General features: G+C 72.3%; 16 protein-coding genes. 9 read left to right on the top strand and 7 right to left on the bottom strand.

All coding sequences use genetic code 11. The annotated features are described in order from the left end of the window. Positions 1-47: 47 nt before the first annotated feature. Positions 48-1,004: a methylmalonyl Co-A mutase-associated GTPase MeaB gene (meaB, locus tag CG740_RS24800; protein WP_100577472.1), complete on the bottom strand. Its 957-nt coding sequence runs from the start codon at positions 1,002-1,004 to the stop codon at positions 48-50. Between the two features lie 91 nt (positions 1,005-1,095). Further along, entirely contained in the window at positions 1,096-2,298 is a 1,203-nt protein-coding gene (locus tag CG740_RS24795; RefSeq protein ID WP_100577471.1) for an acetyl-CoA C-acetyltransferase, read from the bottom strand. Between the two features lie 140 nt (positions 2,299-2,438). Between CG740_RS24795 and mce the strand changes: the two genes are divergently transcribed. The 7 genes from mce to CG740_RS24760 all read left to right on the top strand — a co-directional run bounded on the left by mce (position 2,439) and on the right by CG740_RS24760 (position 12,432). Further along, positions 2,439-2,879: a methylmalonyl-CoA epimerase gene (mce, locus tag CG740_RS24790; RefSeq protein ID WP_100577470.1), complete on the top strand. Its 441-nt coding sequence runs from the start codon at positions 2,439-2,441 to the stop codon at positions 2,877-2,879. A 200-nt stretch (positions 2,880-3,079) separates the two neighbouring features. Continuing rightward, on the top strand, positions 3,080-7,303 hold the full coding sequence (gene scy, locus CG740_RS24785; protein WP_100577469.1) for a polarized growth protein Scy: 4,224 nt from the start codon (positions 3,080-3,082) through the stop codon (positions 7,301-7,303). A gap of 114 nt (positions 7,304-7,417) precedes the next feature. Further along, positions 7,418-8,356: a cellulose-binding protein gene (locus CG740_RS24780; protein ID WP_100577468.1), complete on the top strand. Its 939-nt coding sequence runs from the start codon at positions 7,418-7,420 to the stop codon at positions 8,354-8,356. A 98-nt stretch (positions 8,357-8,454) separates the two neighbouring features. Next, complete coding sequence (locus CG740_RS24775) at positions 8,455-9,456, top strand: ABC transporter ATP-binding protein (RefSeq protein ID WP_100577467.1); 1,002 nt, start codon at positions 8,455-8,457, stop codon at positions 9,454-9,456. Positions 9,457-9,459: 3 nt separating this feature from the next. Then, positions 9,460-10,239, top strand: coding sequence for an ABC transporter permease (locus CG740_RS24770; protein WP_100577466.1), 780 nt, complete (start codon positions 9,460-9,462; stop codon positions 10,237-10,239). 139 nt (positions 10,240-10,378) lie between these two features. Continuing rightward, positions 10,379-11,584, top strand: coding sequence for an ABC transporter ATP-binding protein (locus CG740_RS24765; protein WP_100577465.1), 1,206 nt, complete (start codon positions 10,379-10,381; stop codon positions 11,582-11,584). Beyond that, entirely contained in the window at positions 11,581-12,432 is an 852-nt protein-coding gene (locus CG740_RS24760; protein WP_100577464.1) for an ABC transporter permease, read from the top strand. Before CG740_RS24765 ends, CG740_RS24760 begins: the two co-directional genes overlap by 4 nt. A gap of 60 nt (positions 12,433-12,492) precedes the next feature. On the opposite strand, the gene CG740_RS24755 is transcribed toward CG740_RS24760, so the two are convergent. Continuing rightward, on the bottom strand, positions 12,493-12,822 hold the full coding sequence (locus CG740_RS24755; protein WP_100577463.1) for an ATP/GTP-binding protein: 330 nt from the start codon (positions 12,820-12,822) through the stop codon (positions 12,493-12,495). A 225-nt stretch (positions 12,823-13,047) separates the two neighbouring features. Here CG740_RS24755 and CG740_RS24750 point away from each other — a divergent pair, with 225 nt between their 5' ends. Then, positions 13,048-14,085 (top strand): LLM class flavin-dependent oxidoreductase, encoded by a 1,038-nt coding sequence (locus CG740_RS24750; protein ID WP_100577462.1) that lies wholly within the window; start codon positions 13,048-13,050, stop codon positions 14,083-14,085. 95 nt (positions 14,086-14,180) lie between these two features. Here CG740_RS24750 and CG740_RS24745 read toward each other — a convergent pair whose 3' ends face one another. Next, entirely contained in the window at positions 14,181-14,573 is a 393-nt protein-coding gene (locus CG740_RS24745; RefSeq protein WP_100577461.1) for an SCO5389 family protein, read from the bottom strand. 228 nt (positions 14,574-14,801) lie between these two features. On the opposite strand from CG740_RS24745, the gene nucS reads away from it, so the two are divergent. After that, positions 14,802-15,473: an endonuclease NucS gene (gene nucS / locus CG740_RS24740; RefSeq protein WP_199846560.1), complete on the top strand. Its 672-nt coding sequence runs from the start codon at positions 14,802-14,804 to the stop codon at positions 15,471-15,473. 105 nt (positions 15,474-15,578) lie between these two features. On the opposite strand, the gene CG740_RS24735 is transcribed toward nucS, so the two are convergent. The 3 genes from CG740_RS24735 to CG740_RS24725 all read right to left on the bottom strand — a co-directional run bounded on the left by CG740_RS24735 (position 15,579) and on the right by CG740_RS24725 (position 19,705). Continuing rightward, the gene (locus CG740_RS24735; protein ID WP_100577459.1) at positions 15,579-18,116 is read right to left on the bottom strand and encodes an ATP-binding protein; all 2,538 of its coding nucleotides are present in this window, start codon (positions 18,114-18,116) and stop codon (positions 15,579-15,581) included. 280 nt (positions 18,117-18,396) lie between these two features. Continuing rightward, on the bottom strand, positions 18,397-18,720 hold the full coding sequence (locus CG740_RS24730) for an STAS domain-containing protein (RefSeq protein WP_100577458.1): 324 nt from the start codon (positions 18,718-18,720) through the stop codon (positions 18,397-18,399). 136 nt (positions 18,721-18,856) lie between these two features. Then, complete coding sequence (locus tag CG740_RS24725) at positions 18,857-19,705, bottom strand: 3-hydroxyacyl-CoA dehydrogenase family protein (RefSeq protein WP_100577627.1); 849 nt, start codon at positions 19,703-19,705, stop codon at positions 18,857-18,859. Between the last annotated feature and the right edge of the window lie 69 nt (positions 19,706-19,774).

Genomic DNA, 19,774 nt, shown 5'->3' with positions numbered 1-19,774 from the left:
CGCAGCCGTCTCGACCGTTCGGGCCGCTCCGGCCGCTAGGGTCGGCCTCAGGCTCCGGTGATCCCCGCCACCAGCTCGTCCGCCGCCGCGTAGGGGTCGAGCTCGCCGTCGACGATCCGCTGGGCGAGCGCGTCCAGGCGGCGGTCGCCGTGCAGCGAGCCGATGCGCTCGCGCAGCGCGGTGACCGCGATGGTCTCGACCTCGCGGGCCGCACGGGCCCGGCGGCGCTCCGCGAGGACGCCGTGCTCGGCCATCCACGCGTGGTGCTTCTCCAGCGCTTCGAGGACCTCGTCGATGCCCTCGCCGCGGGCCGCCACCGTCTTGACGATGGGCGGGCGCCAGTCCCCCGGGCCGCGCGATTCGCCCAGGCCCAGCATGTGGTTGAGCTCGCGGGCCGTGGCGTCCGCGCCGTCCCGGTCCGCCTTGTTGACGACGTACAGGTCGCCGATTTCGAGGATGCCCGCCTTGGCCGCCTGGATGCCGTCGCCCATGCCGGGCGCGAGCAGCACCACCGAGGTGTCGGCCTGCGAGGCGATCTCCACCTCGGACTGCCCCACGCCCACCGTCTCGACCAGGATCACCTCGCAGCCCGCCGCGTCCAGCACCCGGATCGCCTGCGGCGCCGCCCAGGCCAGACCCCCGAGGTGGCCCCGGGTGGCCATCGAGCGGATGTAGACCCCGGGGTCGGAGGCGTGCTCGGACATCCGCACCCGGTCGCCGAGCAGTGCCCCGCCCGAGAACGGCGAGGACGGGTCGACGGCGAGGACGCCGACCCGCTTCCCGGCCCGCCGGTAGGCGCTGACAAGGGCGGAGGTGGAAGTCGACTTGCCGACACCGGGCGAGCCCGTCAGACCGACCACGTACGCGTTGCCCGCGAGCGGGGCCAGCGCCGCCATGACCTCCCGCAGCTGCGGGGACGCCCCCTCGACCAGCGAGATCAGCCGGGCGACGGCCCTGGGCCGGCCTTCCCGGGCCTGGGCCACCAGTTCGGGGACGTCCACCATTGCCGCTCCGTTCAGTCACGTACGCACCGCAGGGATCAGGGAGTTGCCGTCCGGGTCACGCGCTGCTCGCAGCCGCCGCCCGGACCACTTGCTACTTGCCCGGGACGCGCACGATCAGTGCGTCGCCCTGGCCGCCGCCGCCGCACAGGGCCGCCGCGCCGACCCCGCCGCCGCGGCGCTTCAGTTCGAGGGCGAGGTGCAGCACCACGCGGGCGCCGGACATGCCGATGGGATGGCCGAGGGCGATGGCGCCGCCGTTGACATTCACCTTTTCCGGGGACACCCCGAGGTCCTTCATTGACTGGACGGCGACCGCCGCGAAGGCCTCGTTGATCTCGATCAGATCGAGGTCCTCGACCGCGATGCCCTCCTTGCCGACCGCGTGCCGGATCGCGTTCGAAGGCTGCGACTGGAGCGAGTTGTCGGGGCCCGCCACATTGCCGTGGGCGCCGATCTCGGCGATCCACTCAAGACCCAGCTCCTCGGCCTTCGCCTTGGACATGACGACGACCGCGGCCGCGCCGTCCGAGATCTGCGAGGAGGTGCCGGCCGTGATCGTGCCGTCCTTGGCGAAGGCCGGGCGCAGCTTGCCGAGGGACTCGACGGTGGTGTCGGCGCGCACGCCCTCGTCCTTGGCGAACAGGACCGGGTCGCCCTTGCGCTGCGGGATCTCGACGGGGGTGATCTCGGCCTCGAAGACGCCGTTCTTCTGGGCGGCCGCGGCGCGCTGGTGCGAGGCCGCCGCGATCGCGTCCTGCTCGGGGCGGGCGATGCCCAGGCGGGTGTTGTGCTTCTCCGTGGACTCCCCCATGGGGATGTTCTCGAAGGAGTCGGTCAGACCGTCGTACGCCATCGCGTCGAGCATCTCGATCGCGCCGTACTTGTAGCCCTCGCGCGACTTGGGCAGCAGGTGCGGGGCGTTGGTCATGGACTCCTGGCCGCCGGCGACCACGATGTCGAACTCCCCGGCGCGGATGAGCTGGTCGGCGAGCGCGATCGCGTCCAGACCCGACAGGCACACCTTGTTGATGGTGAGCGCGGGGACGTTCATCGGGATGCCGGCCTTGACGGCCGCCTGGCGCGCGGGGATCTGCCCGGCCCCGGCCTGGAGCACCTGGCCCATGATCACGTACTGGACCTGGTCGCCCCCGATGCCGGCCCGGTCCAGGGCCGCCTTGATGGCGAAGCCGCCGAGGTCGGCACCGGAGAAGGACTTGAGGGAGCCGAGGAGCCGGCCCATGGGCGTACGGGCGCCCGCGACGATCACTGAGGTGGTACCGGTCGTTCCAGACATGAGGCACGGCCCCTTGGGAGGTGAGGTGTGAACGAGGGTTTACTTCGAATGTACTGAGCGGTACTGCTCCACGTCACCGGGCAGCCGGTGTGATCGCGCGCACGTTGCGTAACCACCCCTGTGAGCGCTGCACTAAGGGCATGCTGACGCGAATCGACCACATCGGGATCGCCTGTTTCGACCTCGACAAGACTGTCGAGTTCTACCGTGCCACGTACGGATTCGAGGTGTTCCACACCGAGATCAACGAGGAGCAGGGCGTGCGCGAGGCCATGCTCAAGATCAACGAGACCGACGACGGGGGTGCCTCCTACCTCCAGCTCCTGGAGCCCACCCGCGAGGACTCCGCGGTCGGCAAGTGGCTGGCCAAGAACGGCGAGGGCGTCCACCACATCGCCTTCGGCACCGGGGACGTCACCGCCGACTCCGAGGCCATTCGCGGCAAGGGCGTACGCGTCCTCTACGACCAGCCCCGCACCGGCTCGATGGGCTCGCAGATCACCTTCCTGCACCCCAAGGACTGCCACGGCGTGCTCACCGAACTCGTCACTTCGGCCCCCCAGGGCACCGTCGCCCACTGAGCCCGCACCATGGAGGCCGGACCTCCGGATACTCGGCCCGGTACAGTGGGCGGTTCCGGGCCGGGGTCGGGTCGGGGCCTGGGACCCACGCCCCTGTTTTGATCTGACACCATTCACCGGGGGCCCGTCCGCTGTCACTCGCGGTCGGACGGCGCTCGTACGGGCAGTGTTCGCGACCAGGGGACGGATGGGACCGCGCAGTGCGGGGCTACGAACGCCAGGAGAGCCAGAGCCACCGGCCTGACGACCACCTCTCGCGGTTCGAGGCCGAGATGGAGCGGCTGAAGACCGAGCGGGAGAAGGCCGTTCAGCACGCCGAGGATCTCGGCTACCAGGTCGAAGTGCTGCGCGCCAAGCTCCACGAGGCGCGCCGCAATCTCGCGACCCGTCCCGCCTACGACACGGCGAACGTCGGCTACCAGGCCGAACAGCTGCTCCGCAACGCCCAGATGCAGGCCGAGCAGCTGCGCACGGACGCCGAGCGCGAGCTGCGCGACGCCCGCGCCCAGACCCAGCGCATCCTCCAGGAGCACGCCGAGCACCAGGCCCGGCTCCAGGCCGAGCTGCACGCCGAGGCCGTCAACCGCCGCCAGCGCCTGGACCAGGAGCTGGCCGAGCGCCGGGCCACCGTCGAGTCCCACGTCAACGAGAACGTGGCCTGGGCCGAGCAACTCCGCGCCCGTACCGAGGCGCAGGCCCGCCGGCTGATGGAGGAGTCCCGCGCCGAGGCCGAGCAGTCCCTCGCCGCGGCCCGCGCGGAGGCCACCCGGATCGCCGAGGAGGCCCGCCAACGCCTGGGCTCCGAGGCGGAGTCGGCGCGCTCCGAGGCGGAGGCGACGCTGCTGCGCGCCCGCAAGGACGCCGAGCGGCTCCTCAACGCGGCCTCCACGCAGGCCCAGGAGGCCACCTCCCACGCGGAGCAGCTGCGTACGACCACCACCGCCGAGTCCGACCAGGCCCGCCAGCAGGCCGCCGAGTTGAGCCGCGCCGCCGAGCAGCGGATGCAGGAGGCCGAGGCCGCGCTGCGCGAGGCGCGCGCCGAGGCCGAGCGGGCCGTCACCGAGGCCAAGGAGTCGGCGGCCAAGCAGGTCGCGAGCGCCGAGTCCGCCAACGAGCAGCGCACCCGCACGGCGAAGACCGAGATCGCCCGTCTGGTCGCCGAGGCCACGAAGGAGGCCGAGACCCTCAAGGCGGAGGCCGAGCAGGCCCTTGAGGACGCCAAGGCGGAGGCCGAGCGGCTGCGCACGGAGGCCGCCGAGAAGGCCCGCACCAGCGCCGCCGAGGATGCCGCGGCCCAGCTCGCCAAGGCCGCGCGCACGGCCGAGGAGGTCCTGACCAAGGCGTCCGACGACGCCCGCGAGACCACCCGCAAGGCGTCCGAGGAGGCCGAGCGGATCCGCCGCGAGGCGGACGCCGAGGCCGAGCGGCTGCGCGGCGAGGCGGCCGAGCAGGCCGACGAGCTCAAGGGCGCGGCCAAGGACGACACCAAGGAGTACCGGGCCAAGACGGTCGAGCTCCAGGAGGAGGCCCGCCGGCTGCGCGGCGAGGCCGAGCAGCTGCGCGCCGAGGCGGTCGCCGAGGGCGAGCGGATCCGGGGCGAGGCGCGGCGCGAGGCCGTCCAGCAGATCGAGGAGGCGGCCAGGACCGCCGAGGAGCTGCTCGCCAAGGCGAAGGCGGATGCCGACGAGCTGCGCACGACCGCGGGCAACGAGTCCGAGCGCGTACGCAATGAGGCCGTCGAGCGGGCCAACACCCTGCGCAAGCAGGCCGAGGAGACCCTGGACCGCACCCGCGCCGAGGCCGAGCGGATGCGCACGGAGGCCGAGGAGCAGGCCGAGCAGACCACAACGGACGCCGAGCGGGCGGCCGTTGGCCTGCGCGAGGAGACCGAGCGGGCGATAGCGGCCCGCCAGGCCGAGGCCGCCGAGGAACTGACCCGCCTGCACACCGAGGCCGAGCAGCGCCACGCCGCCGCCGAGCAGGCCCTCACCGATGCCCGCGCCGAAGGCGAGCGGATCCGGCGCGAGGCCGCCGAGGAGACCGAGCGGATCCGCACCGAGGCCGCCGAGCGCATCCGTACGCTCCAGGCGCAGGCCGAGCAGGAGGCCGAGCGCCTGCGCACCGAGGCCGCCGCCGATGCCTCGACCGCCCGTTCCGAGGCGGAGAACGCGGCCGTGCGGCTGCGCGCCGAGGCGGCCGCGGAGGCCGAGCGGCTCAAGTCCGAGGCGCAGGAGACCGCCGACCGGATGCGCGCGGAGGCCGCGGCCGCCGCCGAGCGGGTCGGCGCCGAGGCCGCCGAGGCGCTGGCCGCCGCGCAGGAGGAGGCCACCCGGCGCCGCCGCGAGGCCGAGGAGACGCTCAACTCGGCGCGCGCGGAAGCCGATTCGGAGCGCTCCCAGGCCCGCGAGCAGAGCGAGGAGCTGCTCGCCTCCGCCCGCAAGCGGGTCGAGGAGGCGCAGGCCGAGGCGCAGCGGCTCGGTGAGGAGGCCGACCGGCGCGCCACCGAGCTGGTGTCGACGGCCGAGCAGACCGCCAAGGACGTACGGGATTCGGTGTCCGGGCTCCGCGAGGAGGCCGAGCAGGAGATCGCGGGGCTGCGCAGTGCCGCCGAGCACGCGGCGGAGCGCACCACGAGCGAGGCGCAGGCGGAGGCGGACCGGGTCCGCGCCGACGCGCACGCCGAGCGGGAGCGGGCCGGCGAGGACGCGAGCCGTATCCGCACCCGTGCCCAGGAGGAGTCCGAGGCCGCGAAGGAGCTGGCCGAGCGGACCGTCGCGGACGCCATGGCCGAGGCGGAGAAGGCCCGTTCGGACGCCTCCGAGTACGCGCAGCGCATGCGCACCGAGGCCTCGGACGCGCTGGCCTCCTCCGAGCAGGACGCGGCCCGCACCCGGGCCGAGGCCCGCGAGGACGCCAACCGGATCCGCTCCGACGCCGCGAGCCAGGCCGACCGCCTGGTCGGCGAGGCGACGGCGGAGGCCGAGCGGCTCGCCGCCGAGTCGACCGCGGAGGCCGAGCGCCTCACCACCGAGGCCCAGCAGGTGCGGGTCGAGGGCCAGGCCGAGGCCGATGCGCTGCGCGCCGAGGCCCGCGAGGAGGCCGACCGGGTCACGTCCGCGGCCCTCGCGGAGGCCGAGCAGGTCACCACCGCGGCGCTCGCCGAGGCCGAGCAGGTCACGACGGCCGCCCGTGAACAGGCCGAGCGGGTCACCGGTCAGGCGCAGGCGGAGGCCGAGCGCACCACCAACGAGGCGAACGCGTATGCCGAGTTGGTCACCACCGAGGCCCGGTCGGACGCCGGCTCCACGCTGGGCGCGGCCAACGCCGAGGCCGAGCAGACCGTCAACGAGGCGCGCGCCGAGGCCGACCGGCTGCTCGACGAGGCCCGCCGGGCCGCCGACAAGCGGCGCTCCGACGCGGCCGAGCAGGCCGACCAGTTGATCGCGGAGGCGAGCGGCGAGGCCGAGCGGCTGCGGGCCGAGGCCGCCGAGACGGTGGGCTCCGCGCAGCAGGCGGCCGAGCGGATCCGCGCGGAGGCCGAGAAGAACCGGTCCCGTGCGGACGAGGCCGCCGAGAAGACGCGCACCGAGGCCCGCGAGGAGGCGGACCGGCTCCTCGACGAGGCGCGTACGGCCGCCGCCAAGCGGCGCGGCGACGCGGCCGAGCAGGCCGACCAGCTCATCAACAAGGCCCAGGAGGAGGCGCTGCGCGCCGCCACCGAGGCCGAGGAGCAGGCCGACACGATGGTCGGCGCGGCCCGCAAGGAGGCCGAGCGGATCGTCGCGGAGTCGACGGTCGAGGGCAACTCCCTGGTGGAGAAGGCCCGTACGGACGCCGACGAGCTGCTCGCGGGGGCCCGCGCGGACGCCACCGCCATAAGGGAGCGCACCGAGGAGGTGCGCTCGCGCACCGAGGCGGAGATCGAGGAGCTGCACGAGCGGGCCCGCCGCGAGAGCGCCGAGCAGATGAAGACGGCGGGCGAGCGCGTCGACAAGCTGGTGAAGGCCGCGACCGAGCAGTCCCAGGAGGCGCAGACCAAGGCCAAGGAGCTGGTGTCGGACGCCAACTCCGAGGCGGGCAAGGTGCGTATCGCCGCCGTGAAGAAGGCGGAGGCGCTGCTCAAGGAGGCCGAGACCAAGAAGGCCGAGCTGATCCGCGAGGCCACCGCACTGCGCGACGAGGCGGCTGCCGAGGCGCGCCGCACGGTCGAGGAGGGCAAGCGTGAACTCGACGTCCTGGTCCGCCGGCGGGCCGACATCAATGCCGAGATCTCCCGTGTCCAGGATGTACTTGAGGCGTTGGAATCATTCGAGGCGCCGACCTCGGGCGGCAAATCCGGCTCCGGCAGCGGTACTTCCGCAGGTGTCAAGGCAGGTGCGGCGGCCGGAGCGACTCGTTCGGGTGGCAAGTCTTCGGAGGGCTAGCCACTCAAAAGGCTGGACATTCTCCAGATCAAACGGGCATCCGCTCGATGACACGCCGCTTGGGCCCCTAGGATTCCCCCTATCACCTCACCGGTCTCATTCGACAGGAACCCCATGAGCGACACTTCCTCCCCCTTCGGCTTCGAGCTCGTGCGGCGTGGTTACGACCGCGGTCAGGTGGATGACCGCATTACCAAGCTCGTCGCCGACCGTGACAGTGCTCTGGCACGGATCACTTCTCTGGAAAAGCGCATCGAGGAGCTCCACCTCGAAACGCAGAACGCCCAGGCCCAGGTGAGCGACGCGGAGCCGTCGTACGCCGGTCTCGGTGCGCGGGTCGAAAAGATCCTGCGGCTGGCCGAGGAAGAGGCGAAGGACCTGCGCGAGGAGGCCCGTCGGGCCGCCGAGCAGCACCGGGAACTCGCCGAGTCGGCCGCTCAGCAGGTGCGCAACGACGCCGAGTCGTTCGCCTCCGAGCGCAAGGCGAAGGCGGAGGACGAGGGCGTTCGGATCGTCGAGAAGGCGAAGGGTGACGCCTCTCAGCTCCGTTCCGAGGCGCAGAAGGACGCGCAGTCCAAGCGCGAGGAGGCGGACGCGCTCTTCGAGGAGACCCGCGCCAAGGCCGCCCAGGCCGCCGCGGACTTCGAGACGAACCTGGCCAAGCGCCGCGAGCAGTCCGAGCGCGACCTGGCGTCGCGTCAGGCCAAGGCCGAGAAGCGCCTCGCGGAGATCGAGCACCGCGCGGAGCAGCTCCGCCTGGAGGCCGAGAAGCTGCGTACGGACGCGGAGCGCCGGGCGCGCCAGACGGTGGAGACGGCGCAGCGCCAGGCCGAGGACATCGTGGCCGACGCCAACGCCAAGGCCGACCGCATCCGTTCGGAATCCGAGCGCGAGCTGGCGGCCCTCACCAACCGCCGCGACTCGATCAACGCCCAGCTCACCAACGTCCGCGAGATGCTGGCGACGCTGACCGGTGCGGCCGTGGCCGCCGCCGGTTCCCCGGTCGACGACGAGCCCGTCTCGCGCGGCGTTCCGGCGCAGCAGTCCCGCTAGCGGCCCCGCAGCCCCTCCCCCGTGGGCTGCGGCCGCAGGCCCCGAAGCCCCCTGCCACTCCGGTGGCGGGGGGCTTTGTCCGCATTTAGCGTTGCCGCATGATCGAGCTTGAGGGCCTCACCAAGCGCTATGGCAGCAAGGTCGCCGTGGACCAGCTGTCCTTCCAGGTCAGACCCGGTGTGGTGACCGGCTTCCTGGGACCGAACGGGGCCGGCAAGTCGACGACCATGCGGATGCTGCTCGATCTGGACAACCCGACCAGCGGTTCCGTACGCATCGACGGGAAGCACTACCGCGAACTCGCCGAGCCGCTGAAGTACATCGGGGCGCTGCTCGACGCCAAGGCGATGCACGGCGGCCGCACCGCGTACAACAACCTGCTGTGCCTGGCCCAGTCCAACCGGATCCCGGCCGCACGGGTCTCCGAGGTCCTGGACACGGTGGGTCTGACGGCGGTGGCGAAGAAGAAGGCGAAGGGCTTCTCGCTCGGTATGGGGCAGCGGCTGGGAATCGCCTCCGCGCTGCTCGGCGACCCCGAGATCCTGATGTTCGACGAACCCGTCAATGGTCTGGACCCCGAGGGAATTCACTGGATCCGCAATCTGATGAAGCAGCTCGCGGGTGAGGGACGAACGATCTTCGTTTCGTCTCACCTGATGAGCGAAATGGCGCTCACGGCGGATCACTTGATCGTTATCGGGCAGGGCCGACTGCTCGCCGATACATCGATGGCGGATTTCATCCGGCAGAACTCCCGGAGTTTCGTACGACTCCGCTCGCCGCAGTGGGAACGGCTCCTGGACGTGCTGCACCAGGCCGGCGTCCCCTTCCTCCAGACCGGGGACGGCGCCATCGAGGTCGACAACGGCAGGATCGAGGCGCTCGGCGAACTGGCCGCCCAGCACCAGCTCGTGCTGCACGAGCTGTCCGGCCAGCAGGCCTCGCTCGAAGAGGCGTTCATGCAGATGACGGCGGGTTCGGTGGAGTACCACGCGCATGGCGCGACCACCCCGGGCGGCCCACCGGCCGCCCCGCCCGACCGGGGCGGCGCCCAGGAGCCGCCGCGGTGGGGCGCCCGCGGCCAGGACAAGGGGGTCTGAGCGATGGCATCGGTACCCGCGGTCCTGAAGTCCGAGTGGACCAAGATCCGTACGGTCTCCTCGACGACCTGGACGCTCGCCTGCGCCCTGATCGTCACGGTCGCGATCGGCGCCGCCCTCTGCGCGCTGATGCGGTCGCAGTTCGACGATCTGGGGCCGGCCGAGCGGCTGACCTTCGACCCCACGCTCATCAGCTTCTCCGGCATGATCCTGGGTCAGCTTGCGATGGTCGTCTTCGGCGTCCTGGTGGTCGGCACCGAGTACAGCTCGGGCATGATCCGCTCCTCGCTCGCCGCGGTGCCCCGGCGCGGCACCTTCCTGTTCTCCAAGCTCGCGGTGGCCACCCTGCTCGCGCTGGTGGTGGGCCTGGTGACCAGCTTCGTCACGTTCTTCCTCGGCCAGGCGCTGCTCGGCCCGCACCGGACGACCATCGGCGCGCCCAACGTGCTGCGGGCGGTCGTCGGGGCCGGGCTCTACATGGCGCTGATCGCGCTGTTCTCGATGGGCGTCGCCGCGATGCTGCGCAGCTCGATGCTCTCGCTCGGCATCCTGATGCCGTTCTTCTTCCTGATCTCGCAGATCCTCTCGGCGGTGCCCGGCGCCAAGACCGTGGCCCGTTACTTCCCCGACCGGGCCGGCTCCCAGATCATGCAGGTGGTGCCGGACGCCATGAACAGCGATCCGGCGCCGTACGGGCCGTGGGGCGGGCTCGGCATCATGGCGCTGTGGGTGATCGCCGCGCTCGCGGGCGGCTACCTCGTCCTCAGACACCGGGACGCCTGAGCCGGGACGGCCGCCGTCCGGTAGATCACGGCTTGGCCGGAACCGTCAAGGCCTGGATAAGCTCCTCACTCATACGGGGGCACGCCGGCCGCACGCCGGACACCGCCCCGACGACCCGAACCGTCGATGGGGCTGGAGAATGATCGAGGCAGTCGGCCTGACGAAGCGCTACGGCGCCAAGACGGCCGTGCACAACCTTTCCTTTCAGGTCCGCCCGGGCACGGTCACCGGGTTCCTGGGGCCGAACGGCTCCGGCAAGTCCACGACCATGCGCATGATCCTCGGCCTCGACCGGCCGACCTCGGGGCACGTCACCATCGGCGGCCACCCCTTCCGCGGTCTGCCCAACGCACCGCGCCAGGTCGGCGCGCTGCTCGACGCCAAGGCCGTGCACGGCGGGCGCAGCGCCCGCAGCCACCTGCTCTCGCTCGCCCAGCTCGCCGGCATCCCGGCCCGCCGGGTGGACGAGGTGCTCGGCGTGGTCGGCCTCCAGCAGGTCGCCAAGCAGCGCTCCAAGGGGTTCTCGCTCGGCATGGGCCAGCGGCTCGGCATCGCCGCGGCACTGCTCGGCGATCCCCAGGTGCTGCTCTTCGACGAGCCGGTCAACGGGCTCGACCCGGAGGGCATCCTGTGGGTGCGCAACCTGATGAAGCAGCTCGCCGCCGAGGGCCGCACGGTCTTCGTCTCCTCGCACCTGATGAGCGAGATGGCGGTGACCGCTGAGCACCTCATCGTCATCGGCCGCGGGCAGCTGCTCGCGGACATGAGCGTCAAGGACTTCATCTCGCACAACTCCGCGGACTTCGCCCGGGTCCGCGCGCCCGGCACCGACCCCGCCCAGCGCGAGAAGCTGACGTCCGCGCTGACCGAGGCGGGCGGCCAGGTGCTGCCCGAGCCGGACGGCGCGCTGCGGGTGACGGGCCTGCCGCTGCCCCGCATCAGCGAGGTGGCCCACGAGGCGGACGTACGCCTGTGGGAGCTCTCGCCGCACCAGGCCTCGCTGGAGGAGGCGTACATGCGGATGACGCAGGGCGCGGTCGACTACCGCTCGACGGCCGACCAGAAGGCCGGCCTCCAGCCCGCCGTGCCGCCCGGGTACGCGCCACCGCCGGTCATCCCCGACGTCCCGCAGCAGGGCTGGTACGCCCCGCCACCGCCCGGCCAGAACCCGTACGCGGCCGGACCTCCCCAGGCCCCGGTGCACCCGCCGCTCGGCTCGGACGCGGTCCGGCAGCCGGACCCGCAGGCCCCGGCCCGGCCGGCCCCGCGGCCGCCCGCCGCTCCCCCGGTTCCGCAGGCCCCGGACACGCCTGCCGCCCCGACCACGCCCGAGGACGCCCGATGACCACCCCGTACCAGCAACAGCCGCACGCCCCGCAGGCGCCGGGCCCGCAGCTCGGCACCTACACCTCGCCGATCGCTCAGCGCCGGCCCGGCTTCGGTGATGCGCTCGCCTCCGAGTGGACCAAGATCCGGTCGGTGCGTTCCACGATCTGGACGCTCGGGGTGCTGGTCGTGCTCATGCTCGGGCTCGGCCTGCTCTTCGCCGTCCTCCTCCGGGCCAACGACCGGGGGGAGACCAACACCCCGGTTCTGGTGTTCGGCGCCTTCGGCGTGCTCCTCGGCTCGATCTGCGTGATCACCCTCGGCGTGCTCACCATCTCCTCCGAGTACGGCACCGGAATGATCCGCACGACCTTGACGGCCTGCCCGAGCCGGGGGCGGATCCTGGCCGCGAAGTCGGTGGTCTTCTTCCTGATCTCGTTCGTCATCGTGACGGCGGGCGCCACTCTCGTCGCGATCCTCCAGACCGCCATGGTGCCGGACGGACCGAGGCCGACCTCCGGGGACTGGCTGCGGGCCACCGTCGGCGTCGGGTTCTACATCGCGATGCTGGGCCTGCTGTCGCTCGCGGTGGGTGCGCTGATCCGGCACTCCGCCGGCGCGATCACGATCATGATCGGGGTGGTGCTGCTGCCCCTGGTCCTCGCCATGTTCATGTTCACCGCCTCCCTGAGCGGCCTGCGGGACTTCCTCATGGCCTACTCGATCCCCAGCCAGCTGATCGCCCTCTACGGCGATCAGCTCTCGACACCGGGCCCGTCCGGCTGGGAGTCGCTGGGGATCATCACCGGCATCACCGCGGTCGCCCTCGGCGGCGCGTTCGTGTCCCTCAACTCCCGCGACGTATAGGGACGCCGGACCCGGCATCCCCACACCTGGGCGCGTTCGCCCGGTAGAGGGCCGGGCCGTTCAGTACCTGGGTGCGTTCCTGGACCGCTGCACCCGCGTGGTGCGGCGGTCCTTCGCGTTCCAGCAGGCCTTGTGCCAGTGCCGGCGCTCGTCCACGCCCCCGTACTCGGGCCAGGCCACCAGGTGCGGGGCGCCGGAGGGGATCTCCTGGTCGCAGCCGGGGCAGCGGTAGCGCTTGCCGGCCGCGCTGGCCCCCGCCACGTGCCGCACCGACCACTCCTCGCCCTGCCAGGACTCGGTGCCCTGGACACCGAAACGGTCGCCGCCCATCCGGCTCTCGGACTCGGGCGGGTTCTCGCCGCCCTTGGGGCGGTTGCGGCGCGGGGACACGTAGACACCTCACGGGGCGGGCCGGACGTTTCTCCCCAGCCTAGGCCCACCCGGTGCGGGTACCCGCCCGGGTGGAGGGCGCGGAGGTCTCCGGCGTCACTCGTTCGAGGGACTCTTAGCGGACAATCGCAAGAAGTTGGCGATGGGCCGTGCCTTTGGCACTTGTCAGGCGTTCTTGCCAGTAAGAGGGGGAGAGCCGCGTCGGCCGCAAGGAGGCAGAAGGCGATGCGTGTCGGAACTTTTGTACTGGCGGCCCAGTTTCCGGGCCAGGGGCAGGGAGAAACGCTCCATCGTGCGGTCAGGTCCGCCGAGGTGGCCGAGGAGTCCGGGCTTGACTCGGTGTGGCTGGCCGAACATCACTTCGTACCGTACGGGGTGTGCCCGTCCGCCGTGACGCTGGCGGCGTTATTGCTCGGGCGCACCCGGCGGATCAGGGTCGGCACGGCGGTCTCCGTGCTGCCGACGGCGCATCCGGTGGCGCTCGGCGAACAGGCCGCGCTGCTGCACCTCACTTCCGGCGGGCGCTTCTCGCTCGGCGTGGGGCGCGGCGGACCGTGGGTCGACCTGGAGGTGTTCGGCTCGGGCCTCTCGGCCTACGAGCAGGGCTTCCCCGAGTCGCTCGATCTGCTCCTGCGCTGGCTGCGCGAGCCCCGCGTGTCCGGCGAGGGGGAACGGTTCAGCTTTCGGGAGGTCCCGGTCGTGCCGCGGCCCGCGGAGATCCTGGACGGCGGCCCGGAGGACGCCTGCCCCGAGGTGATCGTGGCGTGCACGTCGCCCAGGAGCGTCAAGCTGGCCGCGGAACGCGGGCTTCCGATGCTCCTGGGGATGCACTGCGGCGACGAGGACAAGGCCGAGATGGTCGCGCTGTGGCGCAGGCAGGCGCTCGCGGCCGGCCACGCGCCGGAGAAGGTCGCGGCGGCGGGCCATGTGTCGGCCGGGGTGGCGCAGATCGCGGACCGGCGGGCCGAGGCCGCGGAGACGTTGATCAAGTCGATGCCGGGCTGGCTGAAGCAGGGGCTCGACGCCCATGTGACGGTCGACGGCCGCCACCGCGCGATGCGCGACCCGGTGGCGTACACCGAACTGCTCTGCGGTCTGCACCCCGTGGGCACCCCCAGGCTCGCGGCGGACCGCCTCGCGGCCACCTCCGAGCGCACCGGCATCACCCGCTTCGCCCTCCTGGTGGAGGGGTCGGGTGACCTGTCGGCGACGGAGGAGAACGTACGCAGACTCGGTACGGAGGTGCTACCGCTTCTGACGTAGCCCGGGCGGACGGGGCGCCGATACCGGAGGCCGCCCAAGTGGCCGCCGCTCCGCGTCAGTTGCACCTCCCGCGACGCGGAGCGACAGCGAAGACTTCAGCAGTCCCGGAGCTCCGGCGACTGGTTGAGCAGCTGACCCCTGATCGAGGTGAAGCGGGCGAGCCGCTCATCGGACGAGGGGTCCAGAGGGAACACCGCGACACGGTGGCAGTTCTGGAACGCCAGACGGACACCGAAGTGCCGCTGGAGCGCACCGCGAATGGCGTCACTCGCCAGGGCACGCAGCAACTGGCCGCGCGCCTGCTCGTCCGGCGGGGGCGTCTGGTTGTCGGCGAACGCTCCGCCGTCGACCTTCAGCTGGGCCACCAGAGAGCTGATCATCTCCCACGCGTAGGGCAGGGAGGTCCGGACGCAGTCGACGAAGGCGGCTTCGTCGACCTCGCCTCGCTCGGCCTGTTCGAGTAGGGCCGGTGAGACGTCGAGCGACATGGTTTCTCCTCTCGCGACCCCGGAAAGCGGGGCCTTACGGGCAGGGAAAGGGAGCATGACGGCCGTATCTCCCGACAACGCAGCGTGCGCGGCCGACAACCTCCCGCTTCCACGGTAGGCGCGATGTCGGGCCCGTGGCAGGTACTTGGCACATAACCGGCCAATAACGAACAGTGCACTCCAGGGCGAATCGCGTTCCGCGGGGAGAGTCGAGTAGCGTTGCCCACCATGCGTCTCGTCATCGCCCGCTGCTCCGTCGACTACGCGGGCCGCCTCACCGCCCATCTTCCGTCCGCCCCCCGCCTCATCCTGGTGAAGGCGGACGGCAGCGTCTCCATCCACGCTGACGACCGGGCCTACAAGCCCCTCAACTGGATGTCTCCGCCGTGCACCCTGAAAGTGGGGTCGGGGGACGACGAGGGCGTCTGGACCGTCATCAACAAAGCGGGCGAGAAGCTCATCATCACGATGGAGGAGGTCCTGCACGACTCCTCGCACGAACTCGGCGTAGACCCCGGCCTGATCAAGGACGGCGTGGAAGCACACCTCCAGGAGCTGCTCGCCGATCGGATCGACACCCTCGGCGAGGGCTACACCCTGATCCGCCGCGAATACCCCACCGCCATCGGCCCGGTGGACATCCTGTGTCGTGACGGTGACGGCAAGACGGTGGCGATCGAGATCAAGCGCCGCGGCGAGATCGACGGCGTCGAGCAGCTGACCCGCTATCTGGAGCTGCTCAACCGCGACCCGCACCTCGCCCCGGTCCAGGGCGTCTTCGCGGCCCAGGAGATCAAGCCCCAGGCCCGGGTGCTCGCCACCGACCGCGGCATCGGCTGCGTGGTCCTCGACTACAACGCCCTGCGCGGCATCGAGGACGACAAGCTCCGCCTGTTCTGACCAGGTGACCGCGGAAGCGGTACGTACGCGAAGGGGCCCGCAGAGTGCTGCGGGCCCCTTCGCGTATGCGCTGTCCGATCCGCGCGGTGGTCCTACGGGGTGGTCCTACGGGGTGGTCGACGCCGTCGGAGGCTTGGAGCCGGCCGGGCCGGGCGTCGGGGAGTGGGAGGCCTCGCTCGAAGGCGGCGGCGGTTTGGTGGAGGCCGGCGGGCTGCTGCCCCCGCTGTTCGACGGGGTGGGCGCGGTCGTACCCGTGGGCGAGGAGGAGCCGCTCGGCGAACCCGAGGGCGGCTTCGACGAGTGCGACGGCTGACCCGAGGGCGACGACGGCTTGCCCGAGGGGAACGGCTTGGTGGTGCCCGGGCCCGACGGACCGGAGGAGGGGCGGCCCGAGGAGCTCGGGCTGCCGCTGGTGCCGGGGACCGGGTGGCCCGAGGTGCCGGGCGTGGGGGTGGTGCCGGGCCTGCTCGGGCTCACCGGGCCGCCCCCCTTGTTGTCGCCCGGCTTGGCGCCGCCGCTGGGGTTGTTGGGGTCGGCGTCCAGACCGCCGGTCGAGCCGTCCTCGTTGGCGGACTGCTGTTGCGTCACGTCGCCGCCCTGGCCGCCCCCCTTGTCGTTGGAGGTCGCGCCGAGCGTGACCACGGTGCCGAGCACGGCGGCCAGCAGCGCGCCGGCGCCGGCCGCTACGAGGTTGCGCCGGGCTCCCCCGAACAGCGCCCGGCGCCGCGCCTCGGGCATCGCGCCGCCGACCGGGGCGGCCCGGCGGGTCACCAACGTGGCATCGGGACGCGGGAGTTGGGCCGTCACCATGGCCGAGGGCACGCCTCCGGGCGGCGCCTTGGACTCCTCGTACCGGGCCGCGGGCACCTCTTCCCCGCCGGGCGTACGGGAGAGCACGGGCAGGCCCCCCGAGCGGTCCTCGACGAGGGCGAGCGCACGGCGCCCGGCGACGGTGCCGCGCTTGTCGGAGAGTGCTCCGCGCAGCGCGATGGAGGCCTCCAGCTCGGCGCGGGCCCGGTCCAGGCCACCGTTGCAGAGCGCGAGGACGCCCAACTCATGATGGAAGTACGCCTCTTCGCCCACCTCGCCGGTGAGCCGGGCCGCCTCGGAGCCGGCCCGCAGGCTGCGCTCCCAGGCACTCCAGTGCAGTCCCGCGGCGAGCACGGGGGCCGCGGTGCGGGCCAGCTTGACGGCGGTGGCGGGGTGGTCGTCCTGGTCGCCGGGTACGAGCGCGCTCAGGGCGGCGAGCACCGCGTCCGCCTCACCGGCGGCCCGCTCGGGGGTGACGGAGGGGTGCCCGGTCCACCAGGTGTAGTGCTGGGCGGCGGCGTGGGCGCGCTCCCCCGCGCCGGTGTCGTAGCCGTTGCTCTCCAGCTGGGTGAGGACTCCGGCGGCGAGGCGGTAGCGGGAGCCGACCGGGGACAGGAGTCCGCTGCCGAGGAGTTCGCCGAGGGCGGCGTCCGCGTGGGTGTCGCCGATGAGCGCGGGCAGATGGGCCTGGTGCGGCACCTCGCCGCCGAGTGCGACCGCGAAGCGCAGGGTGTCCCGGGCGGCCTCGCTCAGCCGGGAGGCGAGCAGGGCCGCGGGGGCCGCGCCCTCGCCGAGCGTGGGCAGCGGGATCTCGCGGCCCTCGCCCGAGAACACCGACGCATCGGCCGACTCGTCCAGCGGAAAGCCGTACGCGTCACGGGAGTTGGGATCACCGCGCAGCTGGTCGCGCTGGCTCAGCAGGGCGCCGGCCTGGACGAAGCGCAGGGGCAGGCCCTCGGACTCGAACCAGAGGTCGCCCGCCCAGTTGGCCTCCTCGTCGGTCAGCGCCCGGTCGACGGCCTGCTCCAGGAGTTCGAGCGAGGCGCTGCGGCCGAGGCCGCCGAGGAAGACCTCCTCGATGCCCGAGTCGGGGTGCGGGGCGGGTACTTCGGGGGTCGCGGCGAGCACATAGGCGCACTCGGGCGTGGCCAGCAGGAGTTCTTCGAGGGGGGCCCCGCCGAATTCGAGGTCGTCGAGGACCACGACGGCACCGATGTCGTGGACGCGGCCGAGCAGCGTGGCCCGGTCCGGCCGGTGCAGCGAGGTGTGGAACACCGTTGCGTACAGCTCGTGGAGCAGCTCGGTGGAGGTGCGGCGGTGGCCCGAGAGGCGTACGACGCCGTCGGGTGCGAGGTCGGCGCAGTCGCCGGCGACCGCGTCCAGCAGGGCGCTGCGCCCGGAGCCCGCCGGCCCGGTGAGCCGCACGGAACGGCCGCGGCCGAGCAGGCGCACGAGCCGGGCGCGTTGCTCCTCGCGTTCGAGCAGGGCGGGGGTGGGGGCCATCAGGCCGGGCGGCAGGGGCGGCCGGGCGGCCCGTTCGCCCTCGGCCCGCTCGGCGGCGCTGCGCCGCACGGGGGCTCCGGGTATCTCACCCGGCGGGCAGTTCTCGATCTCGCTGCCGTCGATCGGATTGACCGTCAGGAGGAAGTCGCCTGCGACGAGCTGGACCGTGCGCGCGAGTCCGGCCGCGCGCTGTCCGAAGTCGGGTGTGACGGGCTCCCTGTCGCGTGCGGAGTGCTGCGGTCCGGCGCCGGGTTCAGCGTGTGCGCCCGCAACGCCGACCGTGTCGTCGGCATGGCTGAACTCTTCCGGTCCCCGGTTCATCGGGTCCATGGTGAAAGCCCCCAGATGCGTGGTGCGTAAGGATTGCCCCTCCCGGCCCTTGCACACTTCGCTCTTCGCTGTCGCTTCTGGTCCGGTGCCCGCCGTGTGGGTTCGTCGATCGGCGGGAAGCCGAACCCTAGACTCCGCACAGTATCTACGAACGGGCGGGGTGCCGCCCCGCCCAAGACGTCACAGTCTCGTGAGGATTGCGCGCGGAGTCCGTTTCCCGCACTCCTGTCCCGCTCCGGTCCCGGCACCTCCCGCCCGGCGGACGTCCACCGGACAGGCTCTAGACGCGGGGCAGCGCCTCGGCGACGATGCCGCCCTCGATCGCGAGGATGCGGTGCAGCCGGGTGGCGACCAGGAGGCGCTGCATCTGGGGCGGCACGCCCCGCAGCACGAGGCGCCTGCCGCACCGCCCGGCCCGGCGGTGGGCTCCCATGATCACGCCGAGTCCGGTGGCGTCCCACGAGTCCAGTTCGGTGAGGTCGAGCACGAGGTCACCGGCCCCGTCGTCGACCGCCGAGTGCAGGGCCGTACGGGCGTCCGCCGCGCTGCGGACGTCGAGGCGGCCCCCGACGACCAGCTCGACGTGGTCGCCCCTGATGTGCATATGCGCTCCCGAGAGTGCTTGGCTTTTCGACAACCGACTCAACAACTGACTGCCCCACGGCCACAGAAGTTGCCGCCCGTGAGCGAACCGATACCTAATTCACCCCAGGGAGTGAGGTCCGGGGGCGGTCGGCGGTTCAGTGCTTGTAGAAGCCCTGCCCGCTCTTGCGACCGATGTCACCCGCGTCCACCATCCGGCGCATCAGCTCCGGCGGGGCGAACTTCTCGTCCTGGGACTCGGTGTAGATGTTGCTGGTGGCGTGCAGCAGGATGTCCACGCCGGTGAGGTCGGCGGTGGCGAGCGGGCCCATCGCGTGGCCGAAGCCCAGCTTGCAGGCGAGGTCGATGTCCTCGGCGCTGGCCACGCCCGACTCGTACAGCTTGGCCGCCTCGACGACGAGCGCCGAGATGAGCCGGGTGGTGACGAAGCCGGCCACGTCGCGGTTGACCACGATGCAGGTCTTGCCGACCGACTCGGCGAACTCCCGTGCCGCGGCGAGGGTTTCGTCGCTGGTCTTGTAGCCGCGCACCAGCTCGCACAGCTGCATCATCGGGACCGGCGAGAAGAAGTGGACGCCGACGACCCGCTCGGGGTGCTCGGTGGCCGCCGCGATCTTGGTGATCGGGATGGCGGAGGTGTTGGAGGCGAGCACGGTCTCCGGGCGCACGATCTTGTCGAGCGTGCGGAAGATCTCGTGCTTGACCTCCAGCTTCTCGAAGACGGCCTCGACGACGATGTCGGCGTCGGCGGCCGCGTCCAGATCGGTGGTCGTGGTGATGCGGGCGAGCGCCGCCTCGGCGTCCTCGGCGGCCAGCCTGCCCTTGCTCACGAACCTGTCGTACGAGGCCTTGATGCCGTCGGTGCCCCGGGCGAGGGCCTCGTCGGTGACGTCGCGCAGGACGACGTCCCAGCCCGCCTGGGCCGAGACCTGCGCGATACCGGACCCCATGAGTCCGGCTCCGATGACGGCGAGCTTCCTGGCCACGACGCTTCCCTCCAACAGGTTTCCAACCAAGCCTTCTTGAGCCTTCCTGGCGGAGGCTATCGGCCGGGC

The organism is Streptomyces sp. CB01201 (assembly GCF_002803085.1).
In the GTDB taxonomy this organism is placed as follows: Bacteria; Actinomycetota; Actinomycetes; order Streptomycetales; family Streptomycetaceae; genus Streptomyces; species Streptomyces hundungensis.
Note: the sequence above shows the minus strand (reverse complement) of the source record. Positions and strands in the feature narration are given on the sequence as shown.

Bases quoted from the DNA above. Each gene is read 5' to 3' on its own strand.
- meaB (WP_100577472.1), bottom strand. From the start codon at position 1,004: ATGGTGGACGTCCCCGAACTGGTGGCCCAGGCCCGGGAAGGCCGGCCC.
- CG740_RS24765 (WP_100577465.1), top strand. From the start codon at position 10,379: ATGATCGAGGCAGTCGGCCTGACGAAGCGCTACGGCGCCAAGACGGCC.
- CG740_RS24745 (WP_100577461.1), bottom strand. From the start codon at position 14,573: ATGTCGCTCGACGTCTCACCGGCCCTACTCGAACAGGCCGAGCGAGGC.
- CG740_RS24750 (WP_100577462.1), top strand. From the start codon at position 13,048: ATGCGTGTCGGAACTTTTGTACTGGCGGCCCAGTTTCCGGGCCAGGGG.
- CG740_RS24735 (WP_100577459.1), bottom strand. From the start codon at position 18,116: ATGGACCCGATGAACCGGGGACCGGAAGAGTTCAGCCATGCCGACGAC.
- CG740_RS24730 (WP_100577458.1), bottom strand. From the start codon at position 18,720: ATGCACATCAGGGGCGACCACGTCGAGCTGGTCGTCGGGGGCCGCCTC.
- CG740_RS24775 (WP_100577467.1), top strand. From the start codon at position 8,455: ATGATCGAGCTTGAGGGCCTCACCAAGCGCTATGGCAGCAAGGTCGCC.
- CG740_RS24760 (WP_100577464.1), top strand. From the start codon at position 11,581: ATGACCACCCCGTACCAGCAACAGCCGCACGCCCCGCAGGCGCCGGGC.
- mce (WP_100577470.1), top strand. From the start codon at position 2,439: ATGCTGACGCGAATCGACCACATCGGGATCGCCTGTTTCGACCTCGAC.
- CG740_RS24770 (WP_100577466.1), top strand. From the start codon at position 9,460: ATGGCATCGGTACCCGCGGTCCTGAAGTCCGAGTGGACCAAGATCCGT.
- nucS (WP_199846560.1), top strand. From the start codon at position 14,802: ATGCGTCTCGTCATCGCCCGCTGCTCCGTCGACTACGCGGGCCGCCTC.
- CG740_RS24780 (WP_100577468.1), top strand. From the start codon at position 7,418: ATGAGCGACACTTCCTCCCCCTTCGGCTTCGAGCTCGTGCGGCGTGGT.
- CG740_RS24795 (WP_100577471.1), bottom strand. From the start codon at position 2,298: ATGTCTGGAACGACCGGTACCACCTCAGTGATCGTCGCGGGCGCCCGT.